At 54.7% G+C, this 26208-nt stretch carries 25 protein-coding genes; 13 read left to right on the top strand and 12 right to left on the bottom strand.

Annotated features, from left to right (window positions below; translation table 11 throughout):
- Nucleotides 1–58: 58 nt before the first annotated feature.
- Nucleotides 59–1228: a lycopene cyclase family protein gene (locus tag IEW06_RS04460; protein WP_187733715.1), complete on the top strand. Its 1170-nt coding sequence runs from the start codon at nt 59–61 to the stop codon at nt 1226–1228.
- A 76-nt stretch (nt 1229–1304) separates the two neighbouring features.
- On the opposite strand, the gene IEW06_RS04455 is transcribed toward IEW06_RS04460, so the two are convergent.
- The 3 genes from IEW06_RS04455 to IEW06_RS04445 all read right to left on the bottom strand — a co-directional run bounded on the left by IEW06_RS04455 (nt 1305) and on the right by IEW06_RS04445 (nt 3798).
- Entirely contained in the window at nt 1305–2087 is a 783-nt protein-coding gene (locus IEW06_RS04455) for an ABC transporter ATP-binding protein (RefSeq protein ID WP_188547538.1), read from the bottom strand.
- 43 nt (nt 2088–2130) lie between these two features.
- Nucleotides 2131–2352: a DUF2795 domain-containing protein gene (locus IEW06_RS04450; RefSeq protein ID WP_019948259.1), complete on the bottom strand. Its 222-nt coding sequence runs from the start codon at nt 2350–2352 to the stop codon at nt 2131–2133.
- A gap of 141 nt (nt 2353–2493) precedes the next feature.
- Nucleotides 2494–3798, bottom strand: coding sequence for a DUF349 domain-containing protein (locus tag IEW06_RS04445; protein ID WP_187733716.1), 1305 nt, complete (start codon nt 3796–3798; stop codon nt 2494–2496).
- A gap of 460 nt (nt 3799–4258) precedes the next feature.
- Here IEW06_RS04445 and ettA point away from each other — a divergent pair, with 460 nt between their 5' ends.
- Entirely contained in the window at nt 4259–5920 is a 1662-nt protein-coding gene (gene ettA / locus IEW06_RS04440) for an energy-dependent translational throttle protein EttA (protein ID WP_188547537.1), read from the top strand.
- A 246-nt stretch (nt 5921–6166) separates the two neighbouring features.
- Here ettA and IEW06_RS04435 read toward each other — a convergent pair whose 3' ends face one another.
- The gene (locus tag IEW06_RS04435; protein WP_187733717.1) at nt 6167–6790 is read right to left on the bottom strand and encodes a helix-turn-helix transcriptional regulator; all 624 of its coding nucleotides are present in this window, start codon (nt 6788–6790) and stop codon (nt 6167–6169) included.
- Between the two features lie 402 nt (nt 6791–7192).
- On the opposite strand from IEW06_RS04435, the gene IEW06_RS04430 reads away from it, so the two are divergent.
- A complete protein-coding gene (locus tag IEW06_RS04430) occupies nt 7193–8320 on the top strand; it encodes a PAS domain-containing sensor histidine kinase (protein ID WP_188547536.1) in 1128 nt (375 codons plus the stop codon).
- A gap of 107 nt (nt 8321–8427) precedes the next feature.
- Nucleotides 8428–8931, top strand: a complete 504-nt coding sequence (locus IEW06_RS04425) for a cupin domain-containing protein (protein WP_188547535.1) — start codon at nt 8428–8430, stop codon at nt 8929–8931.
- Between the two features lie 96 nt (nt 8932–9027).
- Here the strand turns inward: IEW06_RS04425 and IEW06_RS04420 are convergent, their stop codons facing one another.
- Both IEW06_RS04420 and IEW06_RS04415 read right to left on the bottom strand, forming a co-directional pair.
- Nucleotides 9028–9471 (bottom strand): DUF2141 domain-containing protein, encoded by a 444-nt coding sequence (locus tag IEW06_RS04420; RefSeq protein WP_187733720.1) that lies wholly within the window; start codon nt 9469–9471, stop codon nt 9028–9030.
- A gap of 159 nt (nt 9472–9630) precedes the next feature.
- Complete coding sequence (locus IEW06_RS04415; RefSeq protein ID WP_188547534.1) at nt 9631–10833, bottom strand: acetate/propionate family kinase; 1203 nt, start codon at nt 10831–10833, stop codon at nt 9631–9633.
- A 394-nt stretch (nt 10834–11227) separates the two neighbouring features.
- Here IEW06_RS04415 and IEW06_RS20675 point away from each other — a divergent pair, with 394 nt between their 5' ends.
- The 4 genes from IEW06_RS20675 to IEW06_RS04395 all read left to right on the top strand — a co-directional run bounded on the left by IEW06_RS20675 (nt 11228) and on the right by IEW06_RS04395 (nt 13268).
- The gene (locus tag IEW06_RS20675) at nt 11228–11689 is read left to right on the top strand and encodes a hypothetical protein (RefSeq protein WP_223284811.1); all 462 of its coding nucleotides are present in this window, start codon (nt 11228–11230) and stop codon (nt 11687–11689) included.
- Nucleotides 11690–12070: 381 nt separating this feature from the next.
- Nucleotides 12071–12376 carry a hypothetical protein gene (locus IEW06_RS04405; RefSeq protein ID WP_229743037.1) on the top strand — a complete coding sequence of 102 codons (306 nt, stop codon included), beginning with the start codon at nt 12071–12073 and terminating at the stop codon, nt 12374–12376.
- 25 nt (nt 12377–12401) lie between these two features.
- The gene (locus IEW06_RS04400; RefSeq protein ID WP_229743036.1) at nt 12402–12770 is read left to right on the top strand and encodes a hypothetical protein; all 369 of its coding nucleotides are present in this window, start codon (nt 12402–12404) and stop codon (nt 12768–12770) included.
- 87 nt (nt 12771–12857) lie between these two features.
- On the top strand, nt 12858–13268 hold the full coding sequence (locus IEW06_RS04395; protein ID WP_187733722.1) for a hypothetical protein: 411 nt from the start codon (nt 12858–12860) through the stop codon (nt 13266–13268).
- A gap of 64 nt (nt 13269–13332) precedes the next feature.
- Here IEW06_RS04395 and pta read toward each other — a convergent pair whose 3' ends face one another.
- Nucleotides 13333–15423 carry a phosphate acetyltransferase gene (gene pta, locus IEW06_RS04390; RefSeq protein WP_188547533.1) on the bottom strand — a complete coding sequence of 697 codons (2091 nt, stop codon included), beginning with the start codon at nt 15421–15423 and terminating at the stop codon, nt 13333–13335.
- A gap of 429 nt (nt 15424–15852) precedes the next feature.
- On the opposite strand from pta, the gene IEW06_RS04385 reads away from it, so the two are divergent.
- From IEW06_RS04385 to treF, 3 genes are all read left to right on the top strand, one after another.
- On the top strand, nt 15853–16854 hold the full coding sequence (locus IEW06_RS04385) for a glycoside hydrolase family 43 protein (RefSeq protein ID WP_229743035.1): 1002 nt from the start codon (nt 15853–15855) through the stop codon (nt 16852–16854).
- 395 nt (nt 16855–17249) lie between these two features.
- Nucleotides 17250–19046, top strand: coding sequence for a serine hydrolase domain-containing protein (locus tag IEW06_RS04380; protein ID WP_187733723.1), 1797 nt, complete (start codon nt 17250–17252; stop codon nt 19044–19046).
- Between the two features lie 236 nt (nt 19047–19282).
- A complete protein-coding gene (gene treF / locus IEW06_RS04375; protein ID WP_187733724.1) occupies nt 19283–20869 on the top strand; it encodes an alpha,alpha-trehalase TreF in 1587 nt (528 codons plus the stop codon).
- Nucleotides 20870–20905: 36 nt separating this feature from the next.
- Here the strand turns inward: treF and IEW06_RS04370 are convergent, their stop codons facing one another.
- Nucleotides 20906–21934, bottom strand: coding sequence for an SMP-30/gluconolactonase/LRE family protein (locus IEW06_RS04370; RefSeq protein WP_187733725.1), 1029 nt, complete (start codon nt 21932–21934; stop codon nt 20906–20908).
- Between the two features lie 214 nt (nt 21935–22148).
- On the opposite strand from IEW06_RS04370, the gene IEW06_RS04365 reads away from it, so the two are divergent.
- Nucleotides 22149–22835, top strand: coding sequence for an SOS response-associated peptidase (locus IEW06_RS04365; protein WP_187733726.1), 687 nt, complete (start codon nt 22149–22151; stop codon nt 22833–22835).
- A gap of 77 nt (nt 22836–22912) precedes the next feature.
- On the opposite strand, the gene IEW06_RS04360 is transcribed toward IEW06_RS04365, so the two are convergent.
- The 4 genes from IEW06_RS04360 to IEW06_RS04345 all read right to left on the bottom strand — a co-directional run bounded on the left by IEW06_RS04360 (nt 22913) and on the right by IEW06_RS04345 (nt 25737).
- Complete coding sequence (locus IEW06_RS04360; protein ID WP_187733727.1) at nt 22913–23125, bottom strand: hypothetical protein; 213 nt, start codon at nt 23123–23125, stop codon at nt 22913–22915.
- 243 nt (nt 23126–23368) lie between these two features.
- The gene (locus IEW06_RS04355) at nt 23369–23710 is read right to left on the bottom strand and encodes a hypothetical protein (RefSeq protein WP_187733728.1); all 342 of its coding nucleotides are present in this window, start codon (nt 23708–23710) and stop codon (nt 23369–23371) included.
- Between the two features lie 232 nt (nt 23711–23942).
- The gene (locus tag IEW06_RS04350) at nt 23943–25100 is read right to left on the bottom strand and encodes a S1 family peptidase (protein ID WP_187733729.1); all 1158 of its coding nucleotides are present in this window, start codon (nt 25098–25100) and stop codon (nt 23943–23945) included.
- Between the two features lie 49 nt (nt 25101–25149).
- Nucleotides 25150–25737 (bottom strand): RNA polymerase sigma factor, encoded by a 588-nt coding sequence (locus IEW06_RS04345; RefSeq protein WP_187733730.1) that lies wholly within the window; start codon nt 25735–25737, stop codon nt 25150–25152.
- A gap of 131 nt (nt 25738–25868) precedes the next feature.
- Here IEW06_RS04345 and IEW06_RS04340 point away from each other — a divergent pair, with 131 nt between their 5' ends.
- Nucleotides 25869–26099 (top strand): hypothetical protein, encoded by a 231-nt coding sequence (locus IEW06_RS04340; protein ID WP_187733731.1) that lies wholly within the window; start codon nt 25869–25871, stop codon nt 26097–26099.
- Nucleotides 26100–26208: the final 109 nt, after the last annotated feature.

Genomic DNA, 26208 nt, shown 5'->3' with positions numbered 1-26208 from the left:
TATTAAGCCGTTATTTGAACCGGCGACGGAATGCTTCCGTCGCCGGTTTTTTGTGTTTGTGCAAACTGATTTTGACTATTTGATAGTGGGTGGCGGGGCCGCCGGCCTGAGCCTAGCGTATGCGCTGGCACAGGAACCACGCCTGCGCGACAAGCGCGTGCTGCTCCTGGAACCAGCGGCCAAAGACCAGAACGACCGCACCTGGTCGTTCTGGGCCGATGCGCCGTCGCCGTTTGACAGCATTGTAGCGCACGAGTGGGCGCAGCTGGCTTTTCGCAGTCCGGGCTTCGAGCGGGTGTTTGCGCTTAGTCGCCACCGCTACAAGATGATTCGGGGCCTTGATTTCTACCAGTTTGTGCACGCGGCGCTGGCCGGCAATCCACAGGTTACGTTAGTGCGCGCCACGGTCGATAGCCTCGAAAATTTGCCCCCCAGCGGTGTGATAGCGCATACATCAGCTGGGAAGTTTACGGCCCGATATGGCTTTGATAGTCGTCCGCCGGTTATGGATAAGCAACCGGATAAGCACCGCTATCTGCTCCAGCATTTTGTGGGCTGGGAGGTAGAAACCGAGCAGGATGTATTCGACCCGAAAACCGTGGAATTCATGGACTTCCGGGGGCCACAGTACCACGAGCCGCGCTTTATGTATGTGCTGCCCTTCAGCCCGCGCCGGGCGCTGGTAGAGTACACGCTGTTTTCGGGCGAAGTGCTGCCCAAAGCTGCCTACGAAGCAGCTATGCACGCGTATTTGACCACCACGCTTGGCGTAAAGAGCTACCGCATAGAAGCAGAAGAGGTAGGCGCTATTCCCATGACCGATCATCCGCTGCCGGCTCGCTGGGGGGCAAATATTATCAATTTGGGAACGCGTGCCGGCCGCGCAAAGCCCAGCACCGGCTACGCTTTCAAGCGTATTCAGGCCCACACGGCCCGGCTGGTAGAGGCGCTGGCTACCACCGGCGCGCCGCCGCCCGATCCAACCAGCGACCGGTGGCAATTTCGCCTCTTCGATACCTTGCTGCTCGATATCATGCAGCGCCGCGGCGAAACTACCCGCGACATTTTCACTGAGCTATTCCAGCATAACCCAGTGGAGCGCATCTTCGATTTTCTGGATGAGCGCACTACCTGGGTCGAGAACTTTCAGGTGATGAACTCGGTGACGCCGTGGCCATTTATGCGCTCTATCGGGCAGGTGCTGTGCGGCAAGCCGGGGCGGCGGTAAGGTAAAATGGTGAGGTAGTGAAATAGTGAGTTTGTTGTTATAACCACGCAGATTGAACAACAAACTCACTATTTCACTACCTCACCGCCAAGCTTTCTTCGCTTTCCAGATACGCTTTTGCCCCCTGCACGCTCTCAGGAGTCAATACTTCCAATTCTGGCTTCGGAAGCGACAGATTCAGCAGGTAGCCACGCATGGGGGGCAAATTATCGAGGTCGTGGGTGATGCAGAGCACGGTTTTGCCAGTTTCGAGCACCCAGCTTTGCAGCAGATCGAATACGCGGCGGCGGTAGTACACATCGAGTTGTTGGGTGGGCTCGTCGAGGAGGTAGAGCTGAGCGTCTTGCAGGGCCAGCTGAGCCAGCCACACCAGCTGCTGCTCACCCCCGGATAGCAAAGTAAAGTCGCGGTGGGCGAGGTGAGGGGCGCCCACGCGGGCCAACGCCTCATCGGCTTGGGCGTAATCGTGGGGGCCGTAGGCGCTCAGGAAGCGCTGATGGCGGAAGCGGCCCATTACCACCAATTCGCGCACCTCAATGGGGAAGCTGACGGTATTGCGCTGGGGCAGATGAGCCAGCAGGCCGCTGGCAGCTGGCTGGCGCTCCGTGCGGAGGTCGTGGCCAAAAACCTGCACGCTGCCCTGGTAGGGAATTCGGCCGGTAAGAGCCCGAAATAAGGTGCTTTTGCCGCAGCCGTTATGCCCCACAATGGCTACAAAAGCCGGTGCCGGCACGCACAAAAAAAGGTTGCGGAGCAGAACACGCTGTTCATACCCCGCAACCAGATTCTCTATTAGTAAAGGAGTTAGGAGCTGAGAGCCAGGAGCCAGGAGCGATGGACTGACGAATAAATCCTTCATCAACGACATTCTATCTCCTGACTCCTAGCTTCTCGCTCCGCTCTTAGTACTCGTCTTCGTTGAACATGAAGTCTTCCTTGGTCGGATAATCCGGCCAAACTTCTTCGATGTTCTCGTAGGGTTGGCCGTCATCTTCCAGTGCCTGCAGGTTTTCCACCACTTCCATCGGGGCACCCGAGCGGATGGAATAATCAATCAGTTCATCCTTGGTGGCGGGCCAGGGGGCATCTTCCAGGTAGGAAGCAAGTTCCAGAGTCCAATACATAATGGTGTGCTACAAAAAAAGTGGGCAAATGTAAAGTTGTGATACGCCGATGAGCAAAAACCCGGCCGGCTGAAAACGCCTGCCAAAGCGGCGCAACGGCGTTTGCTTCCCGACAACGTAAAAAGCGCTGTAAGGTTCAGCCTAAGCAGGTAAGCGCTGGCGCAACAGCTCGATAAGATCGGTTTTTGTGCGGATTTTTCGCTCGAATCCCCGGATTTTTCCTTCCAGCATATTGCGGAAAGTTTCGTTGCCGGGTGAGTCGCTGAGCTTGCCCAGGTTTTCCACAAGTACTTCCTGCTCCTGCTTGTCGTACTTAATGAAGTCGCGGAGGGCCTGCACGCGGGCGTTTATTTTGTCTTCGGGCGAACCGGTTTCTGGGGTATTCGGCTGACGCTTGCGGATGAAGTGCTCCAAGGCGCTCATTTCAAATACTTTGTCGCAGGCCATGATGAACTGCTCCCACACCCGGTCCGATTCTTCGCCGCGCACGGGGCCCACCTTTTTCCAGGCCGCCTGTAGCTCCTTGGCGCGCGCCACGGCCGCCGACATCGGCTGATTGAGCAGGGCTTCAGCTTCAGCAACCAGGGCACGCTTGCGGCTCAGGTTGTCGTCCATGTAGCCGTCTTTGGCATCCACCCGCTTCGTGCTGATGTGCTCTTTCAGGCGGTCGAAAAAGTGGTTGTGAGCAGCCCGGAAGCGCGTCCACAATTCATTGGCTTGCTTGCGGGGCAAAGAGCCGCCCACCTCTTTCCAGTCTTGCTGCAGTTGCTTGAGTTGGCGAGTTGTCTCTTCGTAGTCTTCCGAGTTTTGGATGGCTTCCGACTTGCGGATCAGGTCGCGGTACTTGTCCACCACCCGATTCGACATAGCCTTTTTATCGGCCAGGAACTCTTTTTTGCGTACGAAAAACTGATCCACGGCTTCGCGGAAACGGTTTTCCAGCTCTTCGGTGAGGTGCTTCTCTACGGGGCCGGTTTTAATCCAGGCCTGTCGCAGTTCCTGGAGCTTTTCGCCGGCCGTCTGCCAGTCGATGCTGTCGCGCAGGGCCTCAGCCTCTTGAATCAGCGTAATCTTGGTGTTCAGATTCTTCTCGCGGTTGCGAGCTACTGTTACTTTAATGCCTTCTTCAGCTTCGGTGAGGCGGTGGTGCAGGGCCTCAAAATCGCCCAGAGCATCGTAGGAGGCCATTTGCTCCTTCAGGTGCAGGGCCTTCATCAGAAACGAGCCCTTGTTCTCCGATTCTTCAATCTTAGCCAATAAGTCTTCTACCTTGGCCCGAAAGCTTTCGAAGCGCTGAGCAAAGTACTGAAGCGAGGCCTCCTCGGATTCCTTAACCTGCCCAACCCGGCGGGCTGGCAAATCCATAAACGAGCGTAGCCACACTTGGTCGCCTTCGACGTAGCCGTAGCGCCGGGCTTCGGCTAGCAGGTGATCTTGTGGTTCCATACTAATGATAATAATAACGCGAAAGCGGCTAGGTGGTGGGATCGGAAGGGTAAAGAAACGGTATTAGCTGACTACAAGTTTACGGGATGGAAAGCATATTCGCTGCCTGTGAAACCCGGGGTTTAAACGGCGGAAACTTAGGGCAGGCTGCCTACCTTTGGCCGGTTCGCCGAGTTAGCCAGGGTTATCTGAACCGAACGTAAGCCAACGCCGCAAGGTTAGGCCATGGGCCGGTAACCAAGCTGAAACAGACGAATTGATCTAAGAGCTTATCTAGCAGAACGTCATGCAGCGCAGCGCGAAGCATCTCGCGTGTTTAGTAGCATTAGTAACCTCACATCAGCACGCGAGATGCTTCGCGCTGCGCTGCATGACATCCGTTTTTACACGAAATCTGACTGCCCAAGCCGGTTGGTTTGTTGCCTGAAAACTTTTAAAAAAGCCCCCCAATCCCATTTCTATGAGCGAAACGATCATCTTTTCCATGGCCGGCGTGAGCAAAGTGTATCCGCCCCAGAAACAGGTTCTCAAGAACATTTACCTCTCGTTTTTCTACGGCGCCAAAATTGGGGTGCTGGGTTTGAACGGCTCGGGCAAGTCGTCGCTGCTGAAAGTAATAGCCGGCGTCGATAAGCAGATTCAGGGCGAAGTAGTGTGGTCGCCGGGCTACTCGGTGGGCTATCTGGAGCAGGAGCCCCAGCTCGACCCCACCAAAACAGTGATGGAAGTGGTGCAGGAAGGTGCGGCCGAAACCGTAGCGCTGCTCAAAGAATTCGACGAAATAAACGAGGCTTTCGGAGCCGAAGATGCCGACTTTGATAAGCTGCTGGAGCGCCAGGGTGCCGTGCAGGAGCGGCTGGACCAACTCGACGCCTGGAACCTGGACAGCAAGCTGGAGCGCGCCATGGACGCCCTGCGCACCCCCGACGGCGACGCCATTGTAGGCAACCTCTCGGGGGGCGAAAAGCGCCGCGTGGCTCTGTGTCGCTTGCTGTTGCAAGAGCCCGATGTGCTGCTGCTCGACGAGCCCACCAACCACCTTGACGCCGAAAGCGTGCTGTGGCTGGAGCAGCACTTGCAGCAGTACAAAGGCACCGTCATTGCCGTAACCCACGACCGCTACTTCCTCGACAACGTGGCCGGCTGGATTCTGGAGCTGGACCGCGGCGAAGGTATTCCGTGGAAAGGCAACTACTCTTCGTGGCTGGAGCAGAAGTCGAACCGCCTGGCTCAGGAAGAAAAAACCGAGAGTAAGCGCCAAAAAACCTTGCAGCGCGAGCTGGAATGGGTGCGTATGTCGCCCAAAGCCCGGCAGGCCAAAAGCAAGGCCCGCGTGGCCGGCTACGATAAGCTGGTGAGCGCCGACGTGAAGGAAAAGGAGCAGAAGCTGGAACTGTTCATTCCCGACGGGCCGCGCCTCGGCGGGCAGGTAATTGAAGCCCACAACATTTCCAAAGCTTTCGGTGACAAGCTGTTATTCGAAAACCTGAGCTTCTCTTTGCCGCAAGGCGGCATCGTGGGCATCATCGGGCCGAACGGCGCGGGCAAGTCTACGTTGTTTCGCCTCATCACCAACCAACTGGAAGCCGATGCCGGCACCTTCGAGGTTGGCCCCACGGTACAGACGGCCTACGTCGATCAGCAGCACGAAACGTTGGAGCCCAACAAGTCGGTGTTCGAAACAATTTCGGGCGGCACCGAAACCATGCTGCTGGCAGGGCGCCCTGTGAATGCCCGTGCCTACGTGAGCAACTTCAACTTCCGCGGCGGCGACCAGGAAAAGAAAGTCGGCAGCCTCTCGGGCGGGGAGCGCAACCGCGTGCATCTGGCTACTACGCTGAAGCAGGGGGCAAATTTGCTCCTGCTCGATGAGCCCACCAACGACCTGGACGTGAACGCCATCCGGGCTTTGGAAGACGCCCTGGAGAACTTCGCCGGCTGCGCCGTTATCATCAGCCACGACCGCTGGTTCCTGGACCGCCTGGCTACGCACATTCTGGCTTTTGAGGGCAATTCGGAAGTGGTCTGGTTTGAGGGCAACTTCTCGGATTATGAGGAAGCCAAAAAGAAGCGCCTGGGTGATGTAGAGCCGAAACGCGTGCGGTATAAGAAGCTGGGGTAGATTGTTGCCATACTACGTTTCACAAAGAAGCCTTCGCTGCGGATGCAGCGAAGGCTTCTTTATATTTAGAGCGTGTTGGGGAATTGTCATGCTTCGGTAAGCGGACGCCGGATCAAGCATGACGGATTCGACGTCCGCTTACCGAAGCATGACAATTCCCCAACACGCTCTTAGCGCTCAGCCACCTTTTACTTCCTGATGACTACACATCAGCTTACCCAGGCGCTACATTATTTACACCGAGCTCTACGCCGCCACCCAGCCCTCCCGCATGGCCTGCACTACTAGACCCACCAGCGTTTTGGCTCCCGTTTTTTGCAGTAAGGCCCGGCGGTGGCTTTCCACGGTGCGCACGCTCAGAAACAGGCGGTCGGCAATTTCCTGGTTGCAGCAGTCGGCTATTACCAGGCGCAGCACCTCCAGCTCGCGGCGGCTAAATGGCGTGGGCGGCTCCACGCGGCGCCTGGTGGGTGTAGGATAGTGGCTGGAAGCGTCTGGGGGGCAAAGTAAGCCACTCACGCACTGGATTACTTCCGTGGGTGAGGCGTGGCGGGAAAGCAAAGGGTAGCCGGTCTGGGCTAGGCAGTGACGCACGGCGAGAGGTTGGTGCCGACCCGTAAGAACCAGCAGCTGCGGGCACAAACCGTGCGTGCGCAACTGCTGTAACTGGGGCAGCAAGCAGGAGGAGATAGTGGCATCAGCAATGACGAGCGCAAACCTCTGCTGAGTCAGGAGCACCAGAAGTTGGTCGGGGCCGGGGAGCACGCGAATAACCACCGTCGGCCATGTTTCGCGCAGTATCGCAACAAGGCCCAGGCGGTGCAGCGAGGGTGGGGCAGCAACTAATACATCCCCTGCGGGCATAGTCATATAAATTGTTAGGTCAACTCATGGATAAAAATGAAATGGTGTAGCAAAAGGTGGATAGGTAGTAGCGCGGGTATTCGAAGTATATAAGTAGCTGAATGTATAGAGCTTATAGGAAAAAGTCAAGTTTTTTATATTGAAAAAGGTAAAATTCATATCGGAATGATTAAATTATAAGCAGCTGTCTTTGATACCTTAATCCAGGATAAAAGCGTAAGCAACGCCAGTTATGTAACCCGCTTGCGCTTCGTTTTTGCCCCCCAGCGCCTTATAAGGGTGCGGTAGCGTACTTTTAGCCCTGCACTTCGCAAGTCTTTCCTTCTGGCTGGCTTCGGCCGCTCTCATCACGAGCAACATCCAAAGAGACGACCGCCGTATAAATCAGCACCACGAACTTCTCCTGCTATGTCTCCAATGCTTGATCCTGCGCCGTTTTTTCAAGATTTCGTGGAGAATCTGAGCCAGGTCTTCTTCGTGTATGACCCGGATGCTCACGAGGTTGTATTTGTGAATGCGGCCTACGAGCACCTAATGGGCGGCAACCGTAAGCAGGTGAACCAGGAGTTGCCCCAGCTGATTGCGCGCCTGCACCCCGACGACCGCCCTTACTTAGCTAATTGCTGGCGGCGTTGGCAGCGCGGCCGGCTGGAAGAAAAGGAAATTGAGTTCCGCCTACTAGATCCCGATGGCGCGGAGCAATGGTTGCAGTTGAAACCTTACCGCCAGCAAACCGGGACTGAGCAGGAGTTGCTGGGGGGCTTTTTAGATGTAATTACCAGCCAGAAAGAGTATATAGCCAACGCTGATAAGTTCAACGCCAAGAAGAACGCCACCCTCGAAATCCTCTCTCACGACCTGGCGGGGCCTTTTATTATGCTACAGCAGCTGGCCGAATACATGGGGGAGCAAGTTAGCTCCTTGCAGAATGAGAGCCTCAATGAGATGATCCGCATCATGCAGACCACCTGCAAGGATAGCGTTGACCTCATCCGCGACTTCGTGGACCAGGAGTTTCTAGATTCAGCCAACGTGGAACTGAAAACGGAGCGCGTTGATATGGTGGAGCGCGTGCAGCAAATGATGAATAGCTACCAGCAAGCGGAGTCGCTGGTGGATAAGCACTTCCAGCTAATTGTCCCCCAGGAGCCCATTTATATAAGCCTGGACGTCAATAAGTTTATGCAGGTGCTCAATAACTTAATGTCGAACGCCGTCAAGTTTACGCCCGATGGTGGCCATATTACCCTAACGGTGGCACAGGAGCCCACCACCGTACGCTTCACCGTAGCCGACGACGGTATCGGCATACCAAAGGCCTTGCAGGCCGGCTTGTTTGATCGTTTTACTAAAGCCCGGCGGCCCGGCCTGCGTGGCGAAAAAACCACGGGTCTGGGGATGTCTATCATCAAAACCATTGTGGGGCTGCACCAGGGCCACATCTGGTTTGAAAGCGAAGAAGGCAAGGGCAGCACTTTCTACATAGATATTCCGCTGGATCTGGCCTCAAATCCTGATGGGCGGCAAAAGGCCTGAAGGGTAGGGCGGCCGCGAAGTTGAGTAAGTGACTAGTGAAGGGTAAGCGGTATATTATTTGAAGGCAGACACACGTTCCGTATTCTTGACTCTTACATATTTCTCCAATGCATACAGATTCGCAAAAGCAGACCTTGTTTCAGAAGACCGAGCAACAGCTTCAGGCCCAGGGCTTTACCATCGATAAGCAAGACCAGTCGCGCCCGTGGGGGGGCTTTTTTGTTATTAATGAAGATCAGGCCCAGCCCTTTGCCGATGCTTATTTTGATGGAATGGCCGTAGAAGACCTGCGCATTTCGGGCAAGCTGAGCCCCAAGATTCTGATTGTAGCGCCCCAGAAGCGGCTGTCGTGGCAATACCACCGCCGCCGCGCCGAGGTCTGGAAAGTGCTGCAAGGCCCCGTAGGTGTCGTGACGAGCGCCACCGATGAGGAAGGCGAAGTGAAAACTTACGCCGTGGGCCAGCTGATTACCCTAAAGCAAGGCGAGCGTCATCGGTTAGTCGGCCTCGACGACTGGGGCGTACTGGCCGAAATCTGGCAGCACACCGACGCCACCCAACCCTCCGATGAAGACGACATTGTGCGCGTGCAGGATGATTTTGGCCGCTAATCAGGAGGCTGAACTTTAAACTTGCATCTACATAAAAGAGGCCGGCCCCACGTTGATTTGTCAGCGTGGGGCCGGCCTTTTTGTGAGATCAAGCTGTTATTTTTTCATTGAAATGGTCACGACTTTGGCGCCATTCACTTTGAACTTACACTCGTCGAACTCGGGAGCCCTCATCGTAGGCCACACGTTATTTGAGAAGGCATACGGCTCGGTGGGAATACCCAGAAAGTTGCGGTCTACCAGGTCGTTCTCGTTCATGTCTTGGGTAAGGGCTACAGCCCATTCGCCATTAGGCAGGTCGATGGGCAGCGTAATTTGTTTGCTGCCAGCGGGTTTCACATACTTAAGCATCGTGTAGTTACCCCGCTTCAGAAAATTCTCCTTCACGTTGTAGAAGTACAGCTTTAGCGTCGCCTTGGTAGAAGGCAGGTCGGTCACGACTACACTTACCGGGGAAGTGCCTGCAGAAGCAGTCGCGCCGAGCGGAGCCGCTGACAATGTAGTTCCAAACGCAAGTAGCGCGACTTCAAAAAACATCATAAGCTTAGTGTAAGAGCAAAGAACAGTCAACAAAAAGAATACACGGTTCTACCCCAGTGTGATACCGCCTCAAACAGATTTGCTAAGGCTGGCCGGCTTCCAGGCATTGGGCATACAGGCCACAGCGCCAATAAGTTTCCTATTGAGTCGCGCACTGATTTATACTGACTGTAATAAAGCAACGCATTGCCGGGCAATGGCTAGCTCCTCATTGGTGGGCACCACCAGAATCTTCACCCGCGCTTCCGCCTGGTTTATTTCGCGTAACTCCTTGGCCCGTTTCTCATTGCGGGCTTCGTCGAGGTGAAGGCCCAGGAACTCCAGGTTTCGGCAGACCAGGGCGCGAATCAAGGCGTCGTTTTCGCCCACGCCCGCCGTGAATACTACAGCGTCGAGACCGTTAAGCACGGCAGCGTACGCCCCGATATACTTCTGAATGCGGTAAGCATAAAGATCGTAGGCCAAGGCGGCGGCGGGGTCGCCGGCCAGCAGGGCCTTGGTAATGTCGCGCATGTCGCTGAAGCCAGTGAGGCCCAGCATACCGCTGTTTTTGTTGAGCAGATTTTGCACCTGCGCCGGCTCGTAGCCCCGCTCATTAATCAGGTGGAAAATAATCGACGGATCAAGGTCGCCGGAGCGCGTACCCATCACCAGGCCACTAAGCGGCCCAAAACCCATGCTGGTATCCACCGATTTGCCCCCCAGCACGGCTGCCATGCTACAGCCATTGCCCAGGTGAATGGTAATGATTTTGGCCGCCGGGTTGCCCAGGTAAGCGGCCGCCTGAGCGGCCACATACTGATGGCTGGTGCCATGAAAACCGTAGGCCCGAATGCCGAACTCGGTATAGAAAGAAGCAGGCAGCGCGTAACGAAAGGCTCTGGGGGGCAAAGTTTGATGGAAAGCCGTATCAAACACCGCTACTTGCCGGGCCTGAGGAAACAGGTTTTCGGCCACCTCAATACCCAGATAGTTGGCCGGATTGTGCAGAGGGGCCAGGGAAAACAGCCGCTTGATTTCGGCCTTCACCGCCGGGGTAATGAGCGCTGTAGCGGCGAAAGCCTCGCCACCGTGCACCACCCGATGCCCGACTACCTCAATCTCCCGCGGATCATGGAGTACGCCTTCGGTCGGGTCGGTGAGCAGCCCCACCACTTCCCGCAATCCAGCCTCGTGGTCGGGCAGGGGCAGGCTGCGCCGAATAACCGGCCCGGCGTCGCTGGTGAAAACGTTGTGGGTGATACTGGCCTCAGGCAGGCCGATGCGCTCCACGAGGCCGCTACACACGGGCTGCTCAGCGGGCCAGCGGAAGAGCTGATACTTAATAGAGCTGCTGCCGGAATTGATAACGAATAAGTACATAGAAGTCGCTTACGTACCGGCCCCCACTTCTAGTTTACTTGAGTTGAATTCCCGGAGTTCATCGCCCAAACAAACCCAAGCCGGTGGACTTGCCCCAGCGCTCATTCATCTGTCATCCACGACTAGCCCAGCCTAGCACTAACTGCCGGCTCTAAACGGATAGAGGGCTGGGATTGAAGAATTTGCCCAACCCAAAAATAAAATTGCGGTTTTGTTTGCTAACTTTGAAAAACAAAGTACTTTTGAATTGCCCTTCGATGAAAGCCCCTAGCCATCATCGCCGCTTGAGGGAGGTCTGTATAGGTCGGCCGGAGTTAGGCTCAGCCAAGCACACTGCCCAAAGGTGGATTTAGCTTAAATACGTTGTGATCTGAAGCGCTTTTAATTCAACGACATGAGTATTGCTACCACACTTGACCGGCTTCATGCGAGGGTAAGACAAAATAAATGGCTCCGGGATTTCACCGTTTTTACCCGAATAGTGCTTGCTATGGGTTTTTTGCCTTCGGGCTATGTTAAAATTGTAGGTGAGCAGTTTACTGATTTACCCATTTGTCACCCGATGGGGCATTATCTGGAGGCTTTTCACCGGACCGGATTTTACTACACTTTCGTGGGTGTAGTGCAGGTAATCGCCGCTTGTTTGCTGCTGATTCCACGTACGGCGACCCTCGGTGCAATGCTTTATTTCCCCATTATATTAAACATATTTATTTTAACCCTTGCAGTGCGATTTGTTGGATCATGGGTTACGGCGCCTTTAATGGTGCTGGCTAATTTATACCTTCTTTGCTGGGACTATGATAAATTAAAATTTATTCTGCCATTTAATAAACAAACGGATTTAGTAAGCTAAAATTTTTAAACTTAAAAGGCGCGTTCGTTTAAAGAAAGCGGAATGAAAAGTTTGCTGGTGCTCTTAATTACTATGCTATTCGTTATATCTGCCTGCGAAATTATGCCTAGTAATAGTTTACTAGATTGCAGAAAGCAATGTAAGGACAGCAAAAAAGCTAAAGCCTGCTACGAGTTCTGCGATTGTATTCATCAAAATTGTCAGCCACTAGATAGCTGCTTGGCTGAATACGATAAGGCTTCAGAAGATACTATAAGAACACCTTAAAGCGCATTCCTGCCTTCAAAGTATTGAAATTTTAGTCTTCGGTCAGGTAGCTGATATCAATTTTAAACGGTAAAACGCCTTTTCAAAACATTTTTATCTCATCTTAAAAAGAAAATGGTCATGGATAACACTTCAAATGCTTCGTTTACTATTTCGAGCTTAGTCGGCTGGCTATTTGGCCTGCTCGCCTTACTCATTGGCGTAGTGAATACGTTTTGGGGCAATGACCCCGGCTTCGGTATTTTTATTATTGTGCTGTCTCTTGCTTTCTTTCCTCCAGTAAATTCTTTTATCAAGGAAAAAACTGGATTCTCTATTCCCAGAATAGTAAAGTGGCTCCTGGGCTTCTTTATTCTCTGGGCATCGCTAGGTGTTGGGGAGTTGTTCGATAAGATTGACCTGATGATGGCATCTTTCTAATCCTTCAGCAATGCCTTTGCGGCAAATGCAGAGAATTGAAAATAAATTGTTTAAACCCTTTATTTGGCTGTTTGTCGAAGCATCCACAAAGACCATGAAAGAAAATGCAATGCAAAGGAGGCTCACCCCTTCAAGTGTAATCGGTTGGGTGTTCGGTATAGTTGTTTTTGCTATTGGCGTAGCGAATGTGTTCTTAGTGCACCCAGTTCCGGGGATAGTTTACCTGTTCCTCTCCTTAATCTATTTTCCTCCTGCAAATGCGTTGCTCAAGGAAAAAACTGGGTTTTATATTCCCAGGATTGTAAAAATAATTTTAGGTATAATTATTATTCAATTCACGTTAGGCGTGAGTGATCTTGGAGATATGATTGATGATGTATTTATTAATAAATAAAATTATGCCTTGTCCTTAATTTAATGTATTGTAAGTGTATTGCTTTTAATTTCGATGATTTTAAATAGAATTAATTTCGATGTTAACATGATGGAAAGTAAATATGTAATGGTCTATATTTTATTTGTATTCTTTATCTCTTCCTGCGATTTAGAATTAAAAAATACTGGTTCTAAAGATGCTTTGATAAAAAATAATGAATTGAAAGAAGTTGCTGAGAGATCAAGCTCTGCCCTTAATAAGAGTGAAAATCATTTTAATTCAAAAATATTAGGTGCATGGACTAATAATAGTAGTGAGAATGCTATTTTCGATATAAGAAAAGATAGTATTTATTATGTTGATGATTTGATCTCATACAAATATTCAATGAACAGAGATAGTATTAAGATTGACTATCTGGATTGGGCTTTTGTTGGTGCAGTAAGCTTTGCTAGAGATAGTTTGATAATTAGTTCAAAAGATGGAGTGACAAAGTATTGGAAATTCGTGAACTGATATGATTAATAATAGTAACCATAATCATATTTTTAATTCACTTGCTTCGGAAATTCTTCCCGCACTACCCCTGCGCCTGAATAGCGGTGATAATCACCGTATTCACCACGTCTTCCACGGTGCAGCCTCGGCTTAAATCATTTACCGGCTTATTCAGCCCTTGTAATACCGGGCCGATGGCCAAGGCGCCGGTTTCGCGCTGCACGGCTTTGTAGGTGTTGTTGCCGGTGTTCAGATCGGGGAAGATGAGCACGCTGGCCTGGCCGGCTACCGTAGAGTCGGGGAGCTTCTGGCGGCCCACGATAGGGTCGACGGCGGCGTCGTACTGGATAGGGCCTTCTACTTGCAAGTCGGGGCGCAGTTGGTGCACGAGCTGGGTGGCGCGGCGCACTTTTTCTACTTCCGCGCCCTCGCCGGAGGTGCCCGAGGAGTAGGAAAGCATGGCTACGCGGGGCTCGATGCCGAAGCGCAGGCTGCTCTCGGCCGAGGAAATGGCAATTTCGGCCAGCTGCTCGGCGGTGGGGTTGGGGTTCACGGCGCAGTCGCCGAACACGGCCACGCGGTCGGGCAGGCACATAAAGAACACCGATGACACGACCGATACGCCCGGCTTGGTTTTGATAAACTGCAAGGCCGGCCGGATGGTGTGCTGGGTGGTGTGCACCGCCCCCGATACCATACCGTCGGCGTGGCCCTGGTACACCATCATGGTGCCGAAGTACGAGACATCCGTCATCATGTCGCGGGCCATGTCGAGGTTCACGTTTTTGGCTTTGCGCAGCTCGTAGAGGGTTTCGGCGTACTCGGCGAAGCGGGGCGCGTGGGCCGGATCAAGCAGCTGAATGCGGCTTAGATCGAGGTTCAAACCCAGGCGATTGACGGCCGCCGCGATGGCCGTGGGGTCGCCGAGAATGGTAAGGTCAACTACGTCGAGCTGCTGGAGGCGGGCGGCGGCGCGCAGAATCCGGTCGTCGTTGCCTTCGGGCAGCACAATGTGGCGGCGCTGACTTTTGGCCCACTGCATGAGCTGGTACTGAAACATGTGCGGCGTCATGCCCTCCGCTTTGAACGTAACCAGCTTTTCTTCCAAAGCGGCCACGTCTACGTACTGCTCGAAGGTGTTGATAGCCAGCTCAATCTTCTTCGGATTATCGGGCGAAATGCGCGACTGGATAGCACCTATCTGGGTGGTAGTGAGGAAAGTGCCGGTCGAGACGGACAGGATGGGTATCACGGTTTCGAGTCCTTCGAGGAGGCGCACCACGTACTCATCCGGGACGATGTCGCCGGTGAGCACGATGCCCGCCACCTTCGGGAAATTAGCCGAGGCGTTGGCCTGCAAAGCGCCCAGAATAATATCGGCGCGGTCGCCGGGCGTCACGATGAGCACGTTTTCCTTGATGCGGCGCAGAAAGTTGGGCACCTGCATGGCCCCGGTGATGAAATTGTCGACCTGGTTGCTCAGAAGGTGTTCGCCGAGCAATAATTTGCCCCCCAGCTGCTCCTGAATCTCCTGCATGCTGGGGCTGCGCAGGCTTTGGTTTTCGGGAATGACGGTCAGGACGATACCCGCCGGCAATTGCCCCCCAAGCAGCTCGCGCACGGTGTCGGCTTCGCTGGGGGGCATTTTGTTGACTATAATGGCCAGTACGGGCACTTCGCGGCCTTCAAAGCTGCGCAGCATCGTGAGGGCGGCATTCACTATTTGATTGGTGGTTTTTGCCTCGCCCGAAATCATGAGAATAGCCGGCGCCCCCAGATTTTTGGCAATGGAAATATTGGCGTCAAATTCAAACGCTGTTCCCGCGCCCAGAAAGTCGCTGCCCTCCACCACGATAAAGTCGTAGTGCTCCTCCAGGGCCTTGAACTTGTGGATGATCGTGTCGATAATCTCGCCTTGCGTGTCCGTTTCCACCAGGTGCATGGCGTCCGCGCGGGTGTAGGCGTAGGCACCATCGTAGGTGATGGGCAGCCCAAAATGACCGATTATCGTCTCGATGTGGGCGTCCTTTTTTTCGGCCGGCTCAAAGTTGATGATAGGCTTGAAGTAGCCGACTTTGGGCGTTTTGCGCAGCAGCATGTTAATTAAGCCCAACGACACAAGCGACTTGCCGCTGTACGGCTCGGCGGCGGCAATAAAAACGGTTTTGGTCATAATGCGAAAGCGAGAGTAGGTACTGCTGTACGGTTTGGAAGCGGAGTGAGGCGGAATAGAGTTGAGGTTATGAAGTAGACGACAGGTTCAACTAGTTACAAAACGTTGTGCAGAGCGAAGCGAAGCATCTCGCGTATTTGGCTGGGTTACTAACTCAATTCAGATAGAACGTCATGCTGAGCTTGTCGAAGCATCTCTCCTGCAATGGTAATCTCAACGAAGCGGTAGAAATGCTTCGACTCCGCTCAGCATGACAGTTAGCGTAGCAACGACTGCGAGCGAGATGCTTCGCTCTGCATGACCACCTATTTACTTACAATAAACCAGCAACCAGAAACAATAGCTACTGTCGAACTTCCAGCGTATTCAAGCAAGTCCGACGCGTAGCAAGCCTGTTTTATCCTAGCCTTTATTCTGATGCCGACCAAAATGCCACCCAGTACTTATACCAATCCTATCCTCAACGAGGACTTTCCCGATCCAACCATTATTCGGGCCGCCGATGGTTATTATTACGCCTACGGCACCCAAACGAAATGGCGCAAGCAGCTGATTATCAATATTCAGGTAGCGCGCTCTCACAATCTGATTGATTGGGAACTGCTGGGTGATGCGCTGCCGCAAAAGCCCACCTGGGCCGATACGACCCAGAAGCTGTGGGCGCCCCACGTGAGCGAGCACGACGGGCTGTATTACCTCTACTTTTCGGCGTTGCCGAACGGCGCTACTAAGGAAGATCTGTGCCTGGCCGTAGCGGTGGCTGAGGCACCTGCCGGCCCGTTTGTGGATATTGGTCAGCCGCTGCTTTGCGGCAAAAGCTTCATTAACATTGACCCGATGAGCTTCGACGACCCCGCTACCGGCAAGCGCCTGCTATACTGGGGCTCGGGCTTCGGGCCCATCAAAGTGCGAGAGCTGGCCCCCGACCGCGTGTCTTTTGCCCCCCAGAGCATTGCAATTGACCTGATTCAGCCGGTACCGGATGCGGCTCCGACCAACTATCAGCGCCTGGTAGAAGGCGCGTGGGTGATTCTGCGCGATGGGTGGTACTACCTGTTTTACTCCGGCAACAACTGCTGCGGCCCCGATGCTCACTACGGGGTGCTGGTCGCCCGCTCGCGCAGTGCCACCGGGCCGTTCGAAACCTTGCCCCAGGCCACCGGCAACCCGAACAGTATGCTGCTCGAAGGCAATGAGTACTGGCACGCCCCCGGCCACAACTGCGTAGTAACCGACGCGGCCGGGCAGGATTGGCTGGCCTACCACGCCATCGACCCGCATCAGCCGACCTTCGACGCCATCGACGCCGAGCAAGGCTACTCCCGCCGCATCATGCTCCTCGACCGGCTGGAATATCAGGATGGCTGGCCACGTTTGGTCAGCGGCGGCACTCCTTCGCATCAGGCCCAGCCTGCTCCGATAACCGAGTAAACGGCCCGAAAAAGCCCCCCAAGCCTTTTGCTCCACCCGTCATCAAGTGGATATATGACGCACAAAGCAAGTGGTCTGGGAGGCTTTTTTGTCGGCTTTACTTACGCTGAAAGCCGGCGCTCTGCTGCGGTGGCTAAACCTCAGGAAGGCACTACCTCTTCCGTTATTCGGCGAGCATAGAATAATATAATTTTACTATGTATGCGGTCGTCTTTCTTTAGATACATACTGTCACGTTTTCAGACTAATAGGCAATTGTGCCTCATGAAAAATTTATAATAATCATCAGATTATTAACCCGCTAATCTTGGAATTGTGGAATAAAAATGGCGTAACAACAGGCGCTGCGCTAGAGCAGAAGCGAGCATGTTGGCTACCCTTTTTATCTCCCTTTTTTGAAGAAACTCTACACGCTCGTTTTACTGCTGCTTTCCTTGCGCGCTGGCGCCCAAACGGGGGTGTCGGTACCAGAACTCGCCCACTTCGATACCGCTATCCAGCAGTTTGTGCAGCGGTGGGATGTGCTGGGCGCGTCGGTAGCGCTTAGCCGCGGCGATAAGCTGGTGTACGCCCGCGCTTTCGGCTACGCCGATCAGGCCCGCACCACGCCGCTGCAACCACACCATCTGATGCGAGTGGCCAGTTTGTCGAAGCCCATCACAGCGATGGCCATTATGAAACTGGTGGAGGAAGGCCGCCTCGACCTCGCCCACAGAGCCTTTGGGCCCGAGGGCTATCTGTCAACTGCCTACTACACGGAGGTTATCGACGACCGCCGCATCTATGATATTACGGTGCAGCAACTGCTGGAGCACAGCGCCGGCTGGGACCGCGAGAAAAGCTGCGATGGTTTTGCCAGCTGCGACCCCATCGATTTTCCGGAGCATGTAGCCCAGGTGATGAACGTGCCCAATCCCGTGGGCGACTCCACGCTGGTGCGCTTTATGCTGAGTAAAGGCTTGAATTTCAGGCCCGGCGCTCGCTATGCCTATTCTAATATTGGCTACCTGGTGCTGGGTAAGATAATTGAGGCCGTAACCCTGCAACCGTATGAAGCCTGGGTGCGCGACCACCTGCTGCTGCCCAGCGGCGTACGCGAAGCTCACCTCGGGCGCAACTTATTGTTAGATAAGCAGGAGCGCGAAGCCGAGTACGACAGCCATTTTCAACAAGCCTCGTGCTATGGCACCGGCGAAACGGTGCCGGCGGCCTACGGCGGCTGTAACGTGGAAGCCATGAACGCCCACGGCGGCTGGATATTCACCGCCCGCGACCTTACGCGCCTGCTCATGGCCGTGGATGGCTCCAAAGGCCGCCCCGGCTTGCTGAGTACCGCCACTATTGCCACGATGGTAGAGCCCTCCGCCGTGAATGCGCGGTATGCGAAAGGCTGGCAGGTAAACCCCGCCGGCAACCGCTGGCACAGCGGCTGCCTCGATGGTACGGCCACCTATCTGGTGAGGGCAGAAAAAGGCTATACCTGGACCATCCTGCTGAACACCAGGCGCGACGATGCCGCCTTCTGGACCGAGCTTGACCGCCTGGGTTGGTCTTGTGTTCGCCGCGCCTCCAGATGGCCTGCTCATCACTTGGTTGGTCCTGACCAGAACGCTGCCCAGCTTACGGGCACGCCGCTGAGTAAAACGAGCGCCTTGCTGAGGTGGGCCAATGGTACCGGCAACCGCCGCCTGGTGTTTATGAAAGCAGATAGCCCCGTCGATGATTTTCCCCTTGATGGCGCCGACTACGTGGCTGATGCCCGCTTTGGGAAAGGTCAGGCGTTGGCCGGCGGTAGCTTTGTGGTAGCCGATGGCGAAGCGGATACGGTGATGGTTAAAAACCTGGACCCCAACCGGGCTTATTTCGTGCGCGTTGTGGAGTATGCCAAATCGGAGACGACCAGCCATCAGGCACTTTATGCGCTGGAGGAGAATGCCACCATGATTTTGAATGAGCACCTGGCCGAACCGAACCTGGTTGCCGCCCAGACCGAGCTGCAACTGGAGCCTAACTCAGCCTACACGGAGCTTGCGCTGCAATTAGTGCCTACTGCGCTTTCCAACCAGGCTTCTTACCTGCCAAATGATATTTTGCCCCCCGGCTCCGCTTCCCCGTCGCTGGAGGCAGTGGGCACTCAGCCGGGCCGAACCCGCGAGCCGGGGCGCGCAGTGCTGCGCCTGTTTACCAAGTAATGGTAATGCCAGCGGGTAGCTTCCGGCCGGCTCAATGAATGCGAGAGTCGGTAGTCAATACCAAAAAAGCCCCCCGGTACTCAGCTGGGGGGCTTTTTTTCGTGGCTATGATAGGCAGGATGAATAAAGAACTGCGCTTGGATGCGTATGCGAAGAAGAGCCTGCTTGCCTGACCTGGCTGAAATGGGGGAGATTTCGTACTTTTTAAAAACCTGCCGCATTCAAGCCTACTACTGATGAAAAGACGGTTGCTCCTGCTTCTGCTATTTCCGCTGATTATCAGCGTTCATGCCCAACAACTCACGCCCCGACAGCTATATCCGGGGCTGTTTGAGGAAGTACAGCTGGGCCGCATCTACCCCGACAACAAAACCTTCGTAGATGCCCTGCCCAAAGAGGACCCGGAGACTATCATGCAGGCGTATGCGCAGCAAAAGAATACACCGGGCTTCCAGCTTAAGGCATTCGTTGACGCACATTTTTTGCCCCCCACAGCCGCTACTACGCTGTATAAAAGCAATGTAGCCGCCGGGCTGCGGGCCCATATCGATACGCTGTGGTCGGTGCTGGCTCGCCCCGCCGATGCTGGGGGGCAAATTTCGTCCTTGGTGCCCTTGCCCCACCCGTACATTGTGCCTGGGGGGCGTTTTCGGGAGGTGTATTATTGGGATTCCTACTTCACGATGCTGGGCTTGAAGGAAGATGGGCAATTCGCACTTATCCGGCAGATTCTGAACAACTTCAGCTACCTGATCGGCAAGTATGGATTTGTGCCCAACGGCAACCGGACGTACTACCTTACCCGCTCGCAGCCGCCGTTTTTTTCGCTGATGGTGGGTCTTTTGGCGCAGAGCCAGGGCGATACGGTGCTGGTGCGCTACCAGGAGCCCCTGTTGCGGGAGTACGCCTATTGGATGGCCGGGGCCGAATCGCTGGCCGTTGGGCAAGCCGACCGCACAGTGGTGAAAATGCCCTCCGGCCAGGTGCTCAACCGCTACTGGGATGCCAGCGACCAGCCCCGCGAGGAATCGTACGTGGAAGATGTGACGGCCGCCAAGCTCAGCTCCCAGCCAGCCGCCACGTTTTACCGCAATGTGCGCGCGGCGGCCGCTTCCGGCTGGGATTTCAGCACCCGCTGGTTCGACGAATCGGGGAAGCTGGCCTCCATCCAAACGACCAATCTGGTGCCCGTCGATTTAAATTGTCTGCTGTATAACCTCGAAAAGACCCTGGCGCGCACCTACGAGCTGCAAGGCAACGCGGAGCAAGCGCGTAGCTATCAGGAGAAAGCAGCTGGGCGTAAAGAAGCCATTCTGGCGTATTGCTGGGATAAGAAAGCCGGCTGGTTTCAGGACTACAACTGGGTGCTGGGGCAGCGCTCGACTATCCGCACCCTGGCGGGCGTTTTTCCGCTGGCTTTTGACGTGGCCACCCGCAAGCAGGCCCGGCAGGTAGCGGCCGGGCTAAAGAAAGATTTTCTGAAGCCAGGCGGCCTCGTAACAACCCTCAACACCAGCGGACAGCAATGGGATGCGCCCAACGCCTGGGCTCCCTTGCAATACATGGCTATTCGGGGGCTGGAAAACTACCGCCAAAAGGAGCTTGCCAGCACAATTGCCAGTCGTTGGGTAACGCTTAACAGCAACGTGTTTCAGCAGACGGGTAAGCTGCTGGAGAAATATAATGTGGTGAATACAACCCTGGAGGCCGGAGGTGGTGAGTACCCTCTGCAGGATGGCTTTGGCTGGACCAATGGGGTGCTGCTCAAGGTAATGAACCAATACAAGATGACGGGAAAAGAGGCCGCGCGAAAGTTCAGGTAAGAAATAACGCCATAGACAATAGCAACGGCGGTTATGCTACCAGCCGGCCCCTTTGGTTAGAGTGCGCACGCGGCACAGATAGTTGCTCGCCGTCAGATAGAGCGTGCTGCCGTCGTCGCCCCAGGCTAGGTTGGCAGCTGCTACTGGCAAGCTGATGCGCCCCAGATGCGTGCCATCGGGGCCCAATATGTGCACGCCGCCGGGGCCCGTGGTGAAGACGTTGCCCTGCCGATCTACCTTAATGCCATCGGGCATCCCTTTTAATTCTTTGGTAAGCGGGGTGGCGTCGAAAAAAACGCGGCCTTTTCCTAAGCTGCCATTCTCACGCACCGGATAGGCCATCACTACCGCCCGCTTCGGGTCCGATTGGGTGACGTACAGGGTTTTTTCGTCGGGTGAGAAAGCCACACCGTTGGGGCGCGTCAGGTCCTGAGTGAGCAGCGTTACCTTCCCGGATTTTGCGATGTGAAATACACCACTGAAATCCAGCTCGCGCCGTGGGTCTTTCTCCTGCTCAGGCAGGCCGTAGGGCGGATCGGTGAAGTAGATGTCGCCGTTCGATTTGATAACCAAGTCATTGGGGCTGTTCAGGCGCTTGCCTTCGTAGCTGTCGGCCAGAGTGCGCTTGCCACCATCTTTTAGCAGCACCGATATACGCCGGTCGCCGTGCTCACAGGCTACCAGCTGGCCTTGCTTATCGAAGGCCAGGCCATTGCTGCCCGGCTCCTTACTGTAAGTGCCCAGGCCAGTGTAGCCGGCTGGCTTCAGGTATTCGCGCAGGGGCTCGCCTTCCTTCCACCGATAAATAACGTTTTGCGGGGCGTGAGAAAACAGCAGCGCACCTTCCTGCTTCGACCAGACCGGTCCTTCGGGCCAGGTAAAACCCGACGCCAGTACTTCGATTTCGGCATCGGGCGCAACCAGCTGATCCATGGCTGGCTGGTCGCGGATAATGCTGCCCAGCGTGGGATACACGGGCGGCGTGGGCTGCGCCCGGGCGGGTGCGACGTGAGCCAGCAGCAAAGAGGCGACACCAAGTAAGCAAAGCAGAAACGGCTGGTCCATAAGCGGAAGAGAAAGGCTACCCTAGTCGTTACGGGCGCCGCCGTATCGTGTTGGGGTGGAGCAGCGGCAAAAAGCCCCCCAGCAGCTACATTGCTCCACTGCCTGGCTGAGAGGGGCGTTTCGCTCACAACTTCTACGGGCGGGCCGGCGTAACCAGATACGTGCTTTCAGCGCCTTAAGAAGCCTTCTCTCTCACTGATTTTCCTGTCAGCTTATGTGTGGCCGCTATACATTTATTTCGCCTGCTCCCGCCATCGAGGAGCGTTTTGACGCCCGCTTCACGGAGGAAATGCCCCCCAACTATAATGCGGCCCCTTCGCAGCATCTGCCCATCATTACCAATAGTGCTCCCGGCCAGATTCAGCTGGTACAGTGGGGCTTGGTGCCGGGGTGGGTGAAAGACATTAAAACGGCGCTGAAGCCTATAAACGCCCGCGCCGAGACCCTGGCCGAGAAGCCCTCGTTTCGGCAGCTGCTCCAGCGCAAGCGCTGCCTGGTGCTGGCCGACAGCTTTTACGAGTGGCAGCAAGTGGCGCCGCCGGCCGGAAGCAAGGGCAAAAAAGCCAAGGTGCCCCACCGTATTCTGCTGCGCAACGAGCAGCCGTTTGCCTTTGCCGGCCTCTGGGACGAATGGGCCGACCGCGAAACGGGCGAAGTGCTGCCTACTTTCACCATTATCACCACGGAGCCCAACGACCTGATGGCCAGCCTGCACAACCGTATGCCCGTGATACTGCCCGACCGGAAAGCGGAGCTCGCCTGGCTCGACGACGGCGTATCGGTGGATGAACACCAGCACTTGCTTTGCCCATACGCCACCGAGCTTATGCAGGAATATACCGTCAGCACCCTCGTCAATTCGCCCGCGCACAACTCCCCCGAGGTGCTGGCTGCCGCTTAGGAAGTACCACAAGATCCAGATCTGACTTCACAAAAAAGCCCCCCAGAGTTTATCTGGGGGGCTTTTTTGGGAGCTACCTAGTAGATAGCGCGTACGAGTGGACGGCCTTTGTGGCGCGGGGCTTTTTTGTGTTTGTACTGCGCTTTAATGGGCTTGCGCTTGGCGTAGGGCCCGATGGCGACAGGCGCTGTTACGGCCAAAGGTCTTATCGCGGCAGCCACTGTGCCAACTGTTTCGCCCAGAGCCATAAACAGCAGGGTGCCAAAAAGCAGAAAGTATTTGTGCGGCATAGGAGGAAGGAAAAGTGAAAGAAGGTGGTTGAGGTAGGTGCAGTGTGCTAAACATAGGAACTTATATGTATTATAAAAAATATTTACTTTTTTATATAGTAGAACGCTGCTGCACTAGCGGTTCTGTTCATTGGGCTACAAAGGATAAGCATACAGCTACAAAAAAGCCCCCCGGATATATCCGGGGGGCTTTTTTCGGGCTATACCGAAAAGCTTTATGCGCTTTACCAGTCGGCCAGAAGCTTACGACGCCTGGCTAGCCTGAGGCTTGGGACCGTTGTTTTGCTTTTTGTTCTTTTGCTCCTCAACTGGCTCAGCTGACGTATCGTTGTCGTCGGCGGCTTCCACCACTTGGTTTACTACCACCACCGCTATGGCGGCAATAGCAGCGATTCCGAAAATCAGCTGGGTAGTCGTCAAACGCTGAGCGGTCTTTTTTAGCAGCGTGCCACCATGAAGGAGCAGATCGTCAATGCGGTCGTGGTTGCCCTGAAAGATAACGTGGTAGGCACTTTCGAGCGTCCGGGTTACGTCTTCGGGCAGAATTTTCTCTAATTGAGTTTCTAGTTGTGTTTGGTTGTCCATAGCGGAGGTTAGCGAAACGAGTGAAAAGTCGATACAGGATAGTGGCAAAGCCACCGGGAAGCGTGTACGCAAAAACTCATTCGCGGGCTGTCCTTTTTTCAATTAACCTCGAATAAGCCTCGCTGCCAATGCTTCAGGTAAAGGAAAGCCAACCCCCGGCATTAAGATTTGAAACCATCAAAAAAGCCCCCCAACATTTGGGGGGCTTTTTTGGGATAAGAAATAGGAGGGCTTATTCGTAGACCTTTACCACGAAGACAAAATCCTGTAGCTTGCGCAGCTGCTGCGGACGGGTGTTGCCGGTCAGCTGATTGAAACGCGGCAGGTTATACGGCTGAGCGGGCTTTGCCGTGGCCAACGAATCGACTAACCGCATCAGGTACGACGACTTGGTGGCGAAAGCGGCGCTTTGCACATCCATCTGCCGGCCACTGATGATACCAATCAGGTTGCCCCGGTCATCAAGCAGCGGGCCGCCGCTATTGCCCGGATTCACAGGAATAGAAATCTGATAAAACCCGGTATCGCCTTCGAAACCCGAGCGGGCGCTTAGCGAACCATCGTTAAACACCAGATCCTCACGCGGATAACCCAAGGTATATACTCGCTCGCCTAGCTCGGCCAAGCCACGCTTGAAGGAATACGGCAAGCGGCCAAAGCCATTAAACTTTGGATCAGTGATGCGCAGGATAGCTAGGTCGTGGGCCACATCGGAGAAAACAGGCTCGGCGCGGAAGCGCTGCCGGTCGCGGCTCTCAATCAACACCGAGTCAGCTCCTTGAATAACGTGGTAGCTGGTTACCAGGTAGCCGTCGGTGGTCAAAGCAAAGCCTGTTCCGCTGAATTTGCCTGGGTTTGCTTCCTCGTTGGGGCGCGGCTCATCCATCAAGGTGAGGGCCTTATTCATCGCGCGCTGGTTGCGCTTGATGCGTTCTACCTCCCGCCGCAGCACGGTGTAGCCATACAGCGAAGGCTTTTGCTGGGCGGTGCGCCACATCTCCAGACCAAGCAAGGTAGCAAACACCGCCAGTATAGCCACCGAAGCAGCTACCGCAATAGTGGCGCGATGGCTGCTCCAGAACTCGCGCAGATGCTGCTCCGTGCGCGAGATGCGCATGATCGGCATAGTAGGGTGGCCCGTTTCGATAATGGCTTCCGTGGCGGCCTTCTCGGCATCCAGAGCGGCTTGCATAGCCCGCAGCTTGCGCCGCGTAGTCAGGCGCTGGCCGTAGCCATACAGCGTATCAGTCAGCTCATTAAAGTCGGCTAGCTGCTGGGCTAAGTCCGGCTCGGCAGCCAACCGGCGCTCCAGGGCATCCTGCTCCTCGGGGGGCAGCTGTCCGCTCTGATAAGCGTCAAATAAAGCGTAGTAATCAGCTTCAGTTTTCATAGGACTGGTCGGAAGCGAGCTTCCTCTATACTGGGAACCGAGCTTGTCGCTAAAAAGATTCTTCCTCCTTATAATGGGTGAAAAACAGCTTTTTTAGACGTACCAGGCACTTGTACTTTTGATTTTTGGCGTTGTCGGCATTGGTGTAGCCAAACTCAGCCGTGAGTTGCTGCATAGATTTCTCCTGCAGGTAAAAACCTTCAAGCAGCGACCGGCAAGGCTCTCCCAAGTGGTTGAGGGCTTCGGCCATGGTGGCAAAACGCTGGTCGCGCTCCTCCGCCTGGTCTACATCCGCTTCCGCACCGGTTTCGAGGTAAGGCTCATGGTCTTCGAGACGACCGTTAAAACGGTTTTTCTCAGCTAAACGCTTGAGCCACAGGCGGCGGCACACTGCGTAGAGGTAGGTTTTGATCTGGCAGCTCAGCTCCAAAGAGCCTTCGCGCACCTTTTCATAAAACACCATTACGCCCTCCTGATACACGTCCTTGGCTTCGTCCTCGGTGCCGCTGTTTTGCAGCACCAGGTGCGAAATCATGGGCAGATGCAGGCGGTATAGTTGTGCCAATGCCCGATCGTCGCCGCCCTGAATGGCAGCCACGAACTCTTCATCAGTGTAGGAAGGTTGACCCTTACCCATTCGCTTTGGTCTTTAATACAAGGAGAATGACTTAGTAACCCTCCCAAAATTTATTTTCTATCGTCGGGTTACCTTTCAGTCGAATGGGTATGAAGGACGTTTTTAGACAACATTTCAAACCTAACACCAAAATGAAGAACTTCCTGAAAGTATCTGCCCTGGCTTTTGTATTCGCTGCTGCCCTGACTTCTTGCGAGTCGAAGCCTGCTGAGACGGAAACCACTACTACCGAGATGAGCACTGAGACTACCGTTCCTGCTACGGGCGACTCTACTATGGCTGCTCCTGCTGACTCTGCTGCCATGACGGCTCCCGCTGACGGCACTTCGACTTCGACCACCACGACGACGACCCAAGAGTAAAAGTAAGCAGCTGCCGGTTCAAACCGGTAAGTTGCCAAACGACCCGGCTTCCTTAAACAGGAAGTCGGGTCGTTTTTTTGTGCGCTTACTGTTCTGTAATTGCTTCAGC

Origin of the sequence: Hymenobacter qilianensis, assembly GCF_014638675.1 — a bacterium.
In the GTDB taxonomy this organism is placed as follows: domain Bacteria; phylum Bacteroidota; class Bacteroidia; order Cytophagales; family Hymenobacteraceae; genus Hymenobacter; species Hymenobacter qilianensis.
The sequence above is the reverse complement of the archived record's forward strand: the minus strand, read 5'-3'. Positions and strand labels throughout refer to the sequence as shown.

Excerpts from the sequence above, each read along its gene's own strand:
- IEW06_RS04455 (WP_188547538.1), bottom strand. The coding sequence starts at position 2,087 with ATGAAGGATTTATTCGTCAGTCCATCGCTCCTGGCTCCTGGCTCTCAG.
- IEW06_RS04450 (WP_019948259.1), bottom strand. The coding sequence starts at position 2,352 with ATGTATTGGACTCTGGAACTTGCTTCCTACCTGGAAGATGCCCCCTGG.
- IEW06_RS04445 (WP_187733716.1), bottom strand. The coding sequence starts at position 3,798 with ATGGAACCACAAGATCACCTGCTAGCCGAAGCCCGGCGCTACGGCTAC.
- ettA (WP_188547537.1), top strand. The coding sequence starts at position 4,259 with ATGAGCGAAACGATCATCTTTTCCATGGCCGGCGTGAGCAAAGTGTAT.
- IEW06_RS04435 (WP_187733717.1), bottom strand. The coding sequence starts at position 6,790 with ATGACTATGCCCGCAGGGGATGTATTAGTTGCTGCCCCACCCTCGCTG.
- IEW06_RS04430 (WP_188547536.1), top strand. The coding sequence starts at position 7,193 with ATGTCTCCAATGCTTGATCCTGCGCCGTTTTTTCAAGATTTCGTGGAG.
- IEW06_RS04425 (WP_188547535.1), top strand. The coding sequence starts at position 8,428 with ATGCATACAGATTCGCAAAAGCAGACCTTGTTTCAGAAGACCGAGCAA.
- IEW06_RS04420 (WP_187733720.1), bottom strand. The coding sequence starts at position 9,471 with ATGATGTTTTTTGAAGTCGCGCTACTTGCGTTTGGAACTACATTGTCA.
- IEW06_RS04415 (WP_188547534.1), bottom strand. The coding sequence starts at position 10,833 with ATGTACTTATTCGTTATCAATTCCGGCAGCAGCTCTATTAAGTATCAG.
- IEW06_RS20675 (WP_223284811.1), top strand. The coding sequence starts at position 11,228 with ATGAGTATTGCTACCACACTTGACCGGCTTCATGCGAGGGTAAGACAA.
- IEW06_RS04405 (WP_229743037.1), top strand. The coding sequence starts at position 12,071 with ATGGTCATGGATAACACTTCAAATGCTTCGTTTACTATTTCGAGCTTA.
- IEW06_RS04400 (WP_229743036.1), top strand. The coding sequence starts at position 12,402 with ATGCAGAGAATTGAAAATAAATTGTTTAAACCCTTTATTTGGCTGTTT.
- IEW06_RS04395 (WP_187733722.1), top strand. The coding sequence starts at position 12,858 with ATGATGGAAAGTAAATATGTAATGGTCTATATTTTATTTGTATTCTTT.
- pta (WP_188547533.1), bottom strand. The coding sequence starts at position 15,423 with ATGACCAAAACCGTTTTTATTGCCGCCGCCGAGCCGTACAGCGGCAAG.
- IEW06_RS04385 (WP_229743035.1), top strand. The coding sequence starts at position 15,853 with ATGCCACCCAGTACTTATACCAATCCTATCCTCAACGAGGACTTTCCC.
- treF (WP_187733724.1), top strand. The coding sequence starts at position 19,283 with ATGAAAAGACGGTTGCTCCTGCTTCTGCTATTTCCGCTGATTATCAGC.
- IEW06_RS04370 (WP_187733725.1), bottom strand. The coding sequence starts at position 21,934 with ATGGACCAGCCGTTTCTGCTTTGCTTACTTGGTGTCGCCTCTTTGCTG.
- IEW06_RS04365 (WP_187733726.1), top strand. The coding sequence starts at position 22,149 with ATGTGTGGCCGCTATACATTTATTTCGCCTGCTCCCGCCATCGAGGAG.
- IEW06_RS04360 (WP_187733727.1), bottom strand. The coding sequence starts at position 23,125 with ATGCCGCACAAATACTTTCTGCTTTTTGGCACCCTGCTGTTTATGGCT.
- IEW06_RS04355 (WP_187733728.1), bottom strand. The coding sequence starts at position 23,710 with ATGGACAACCAAACACAACTAGAAACTCAATTAGAGAAAATTCTGCCC.
- IEW06_RS04350 (WP_187733729.1), bottom strand. The coding sequence starts at position 25,100 with ATGAAAACTGAAGCTGATTACTACGCTTTATTTGACGCTTATCAGAGC.
- IEW06_RS04345 (WP_187733730.1), bottom strand. The coding sequence starts at position 25,737 with ATGGGTAAGGGTCAACCTTCCTACACTGATGAAGAGTTCGTGGCTGCC.
- IEW06_RS04340 (WP_187733731.1), top strand. The coding sequence starts at position 25,869 with ATGAAGAACTTCCTGAAAGTATCTGCCCTGGCTTTTGTATTCGCTGCT.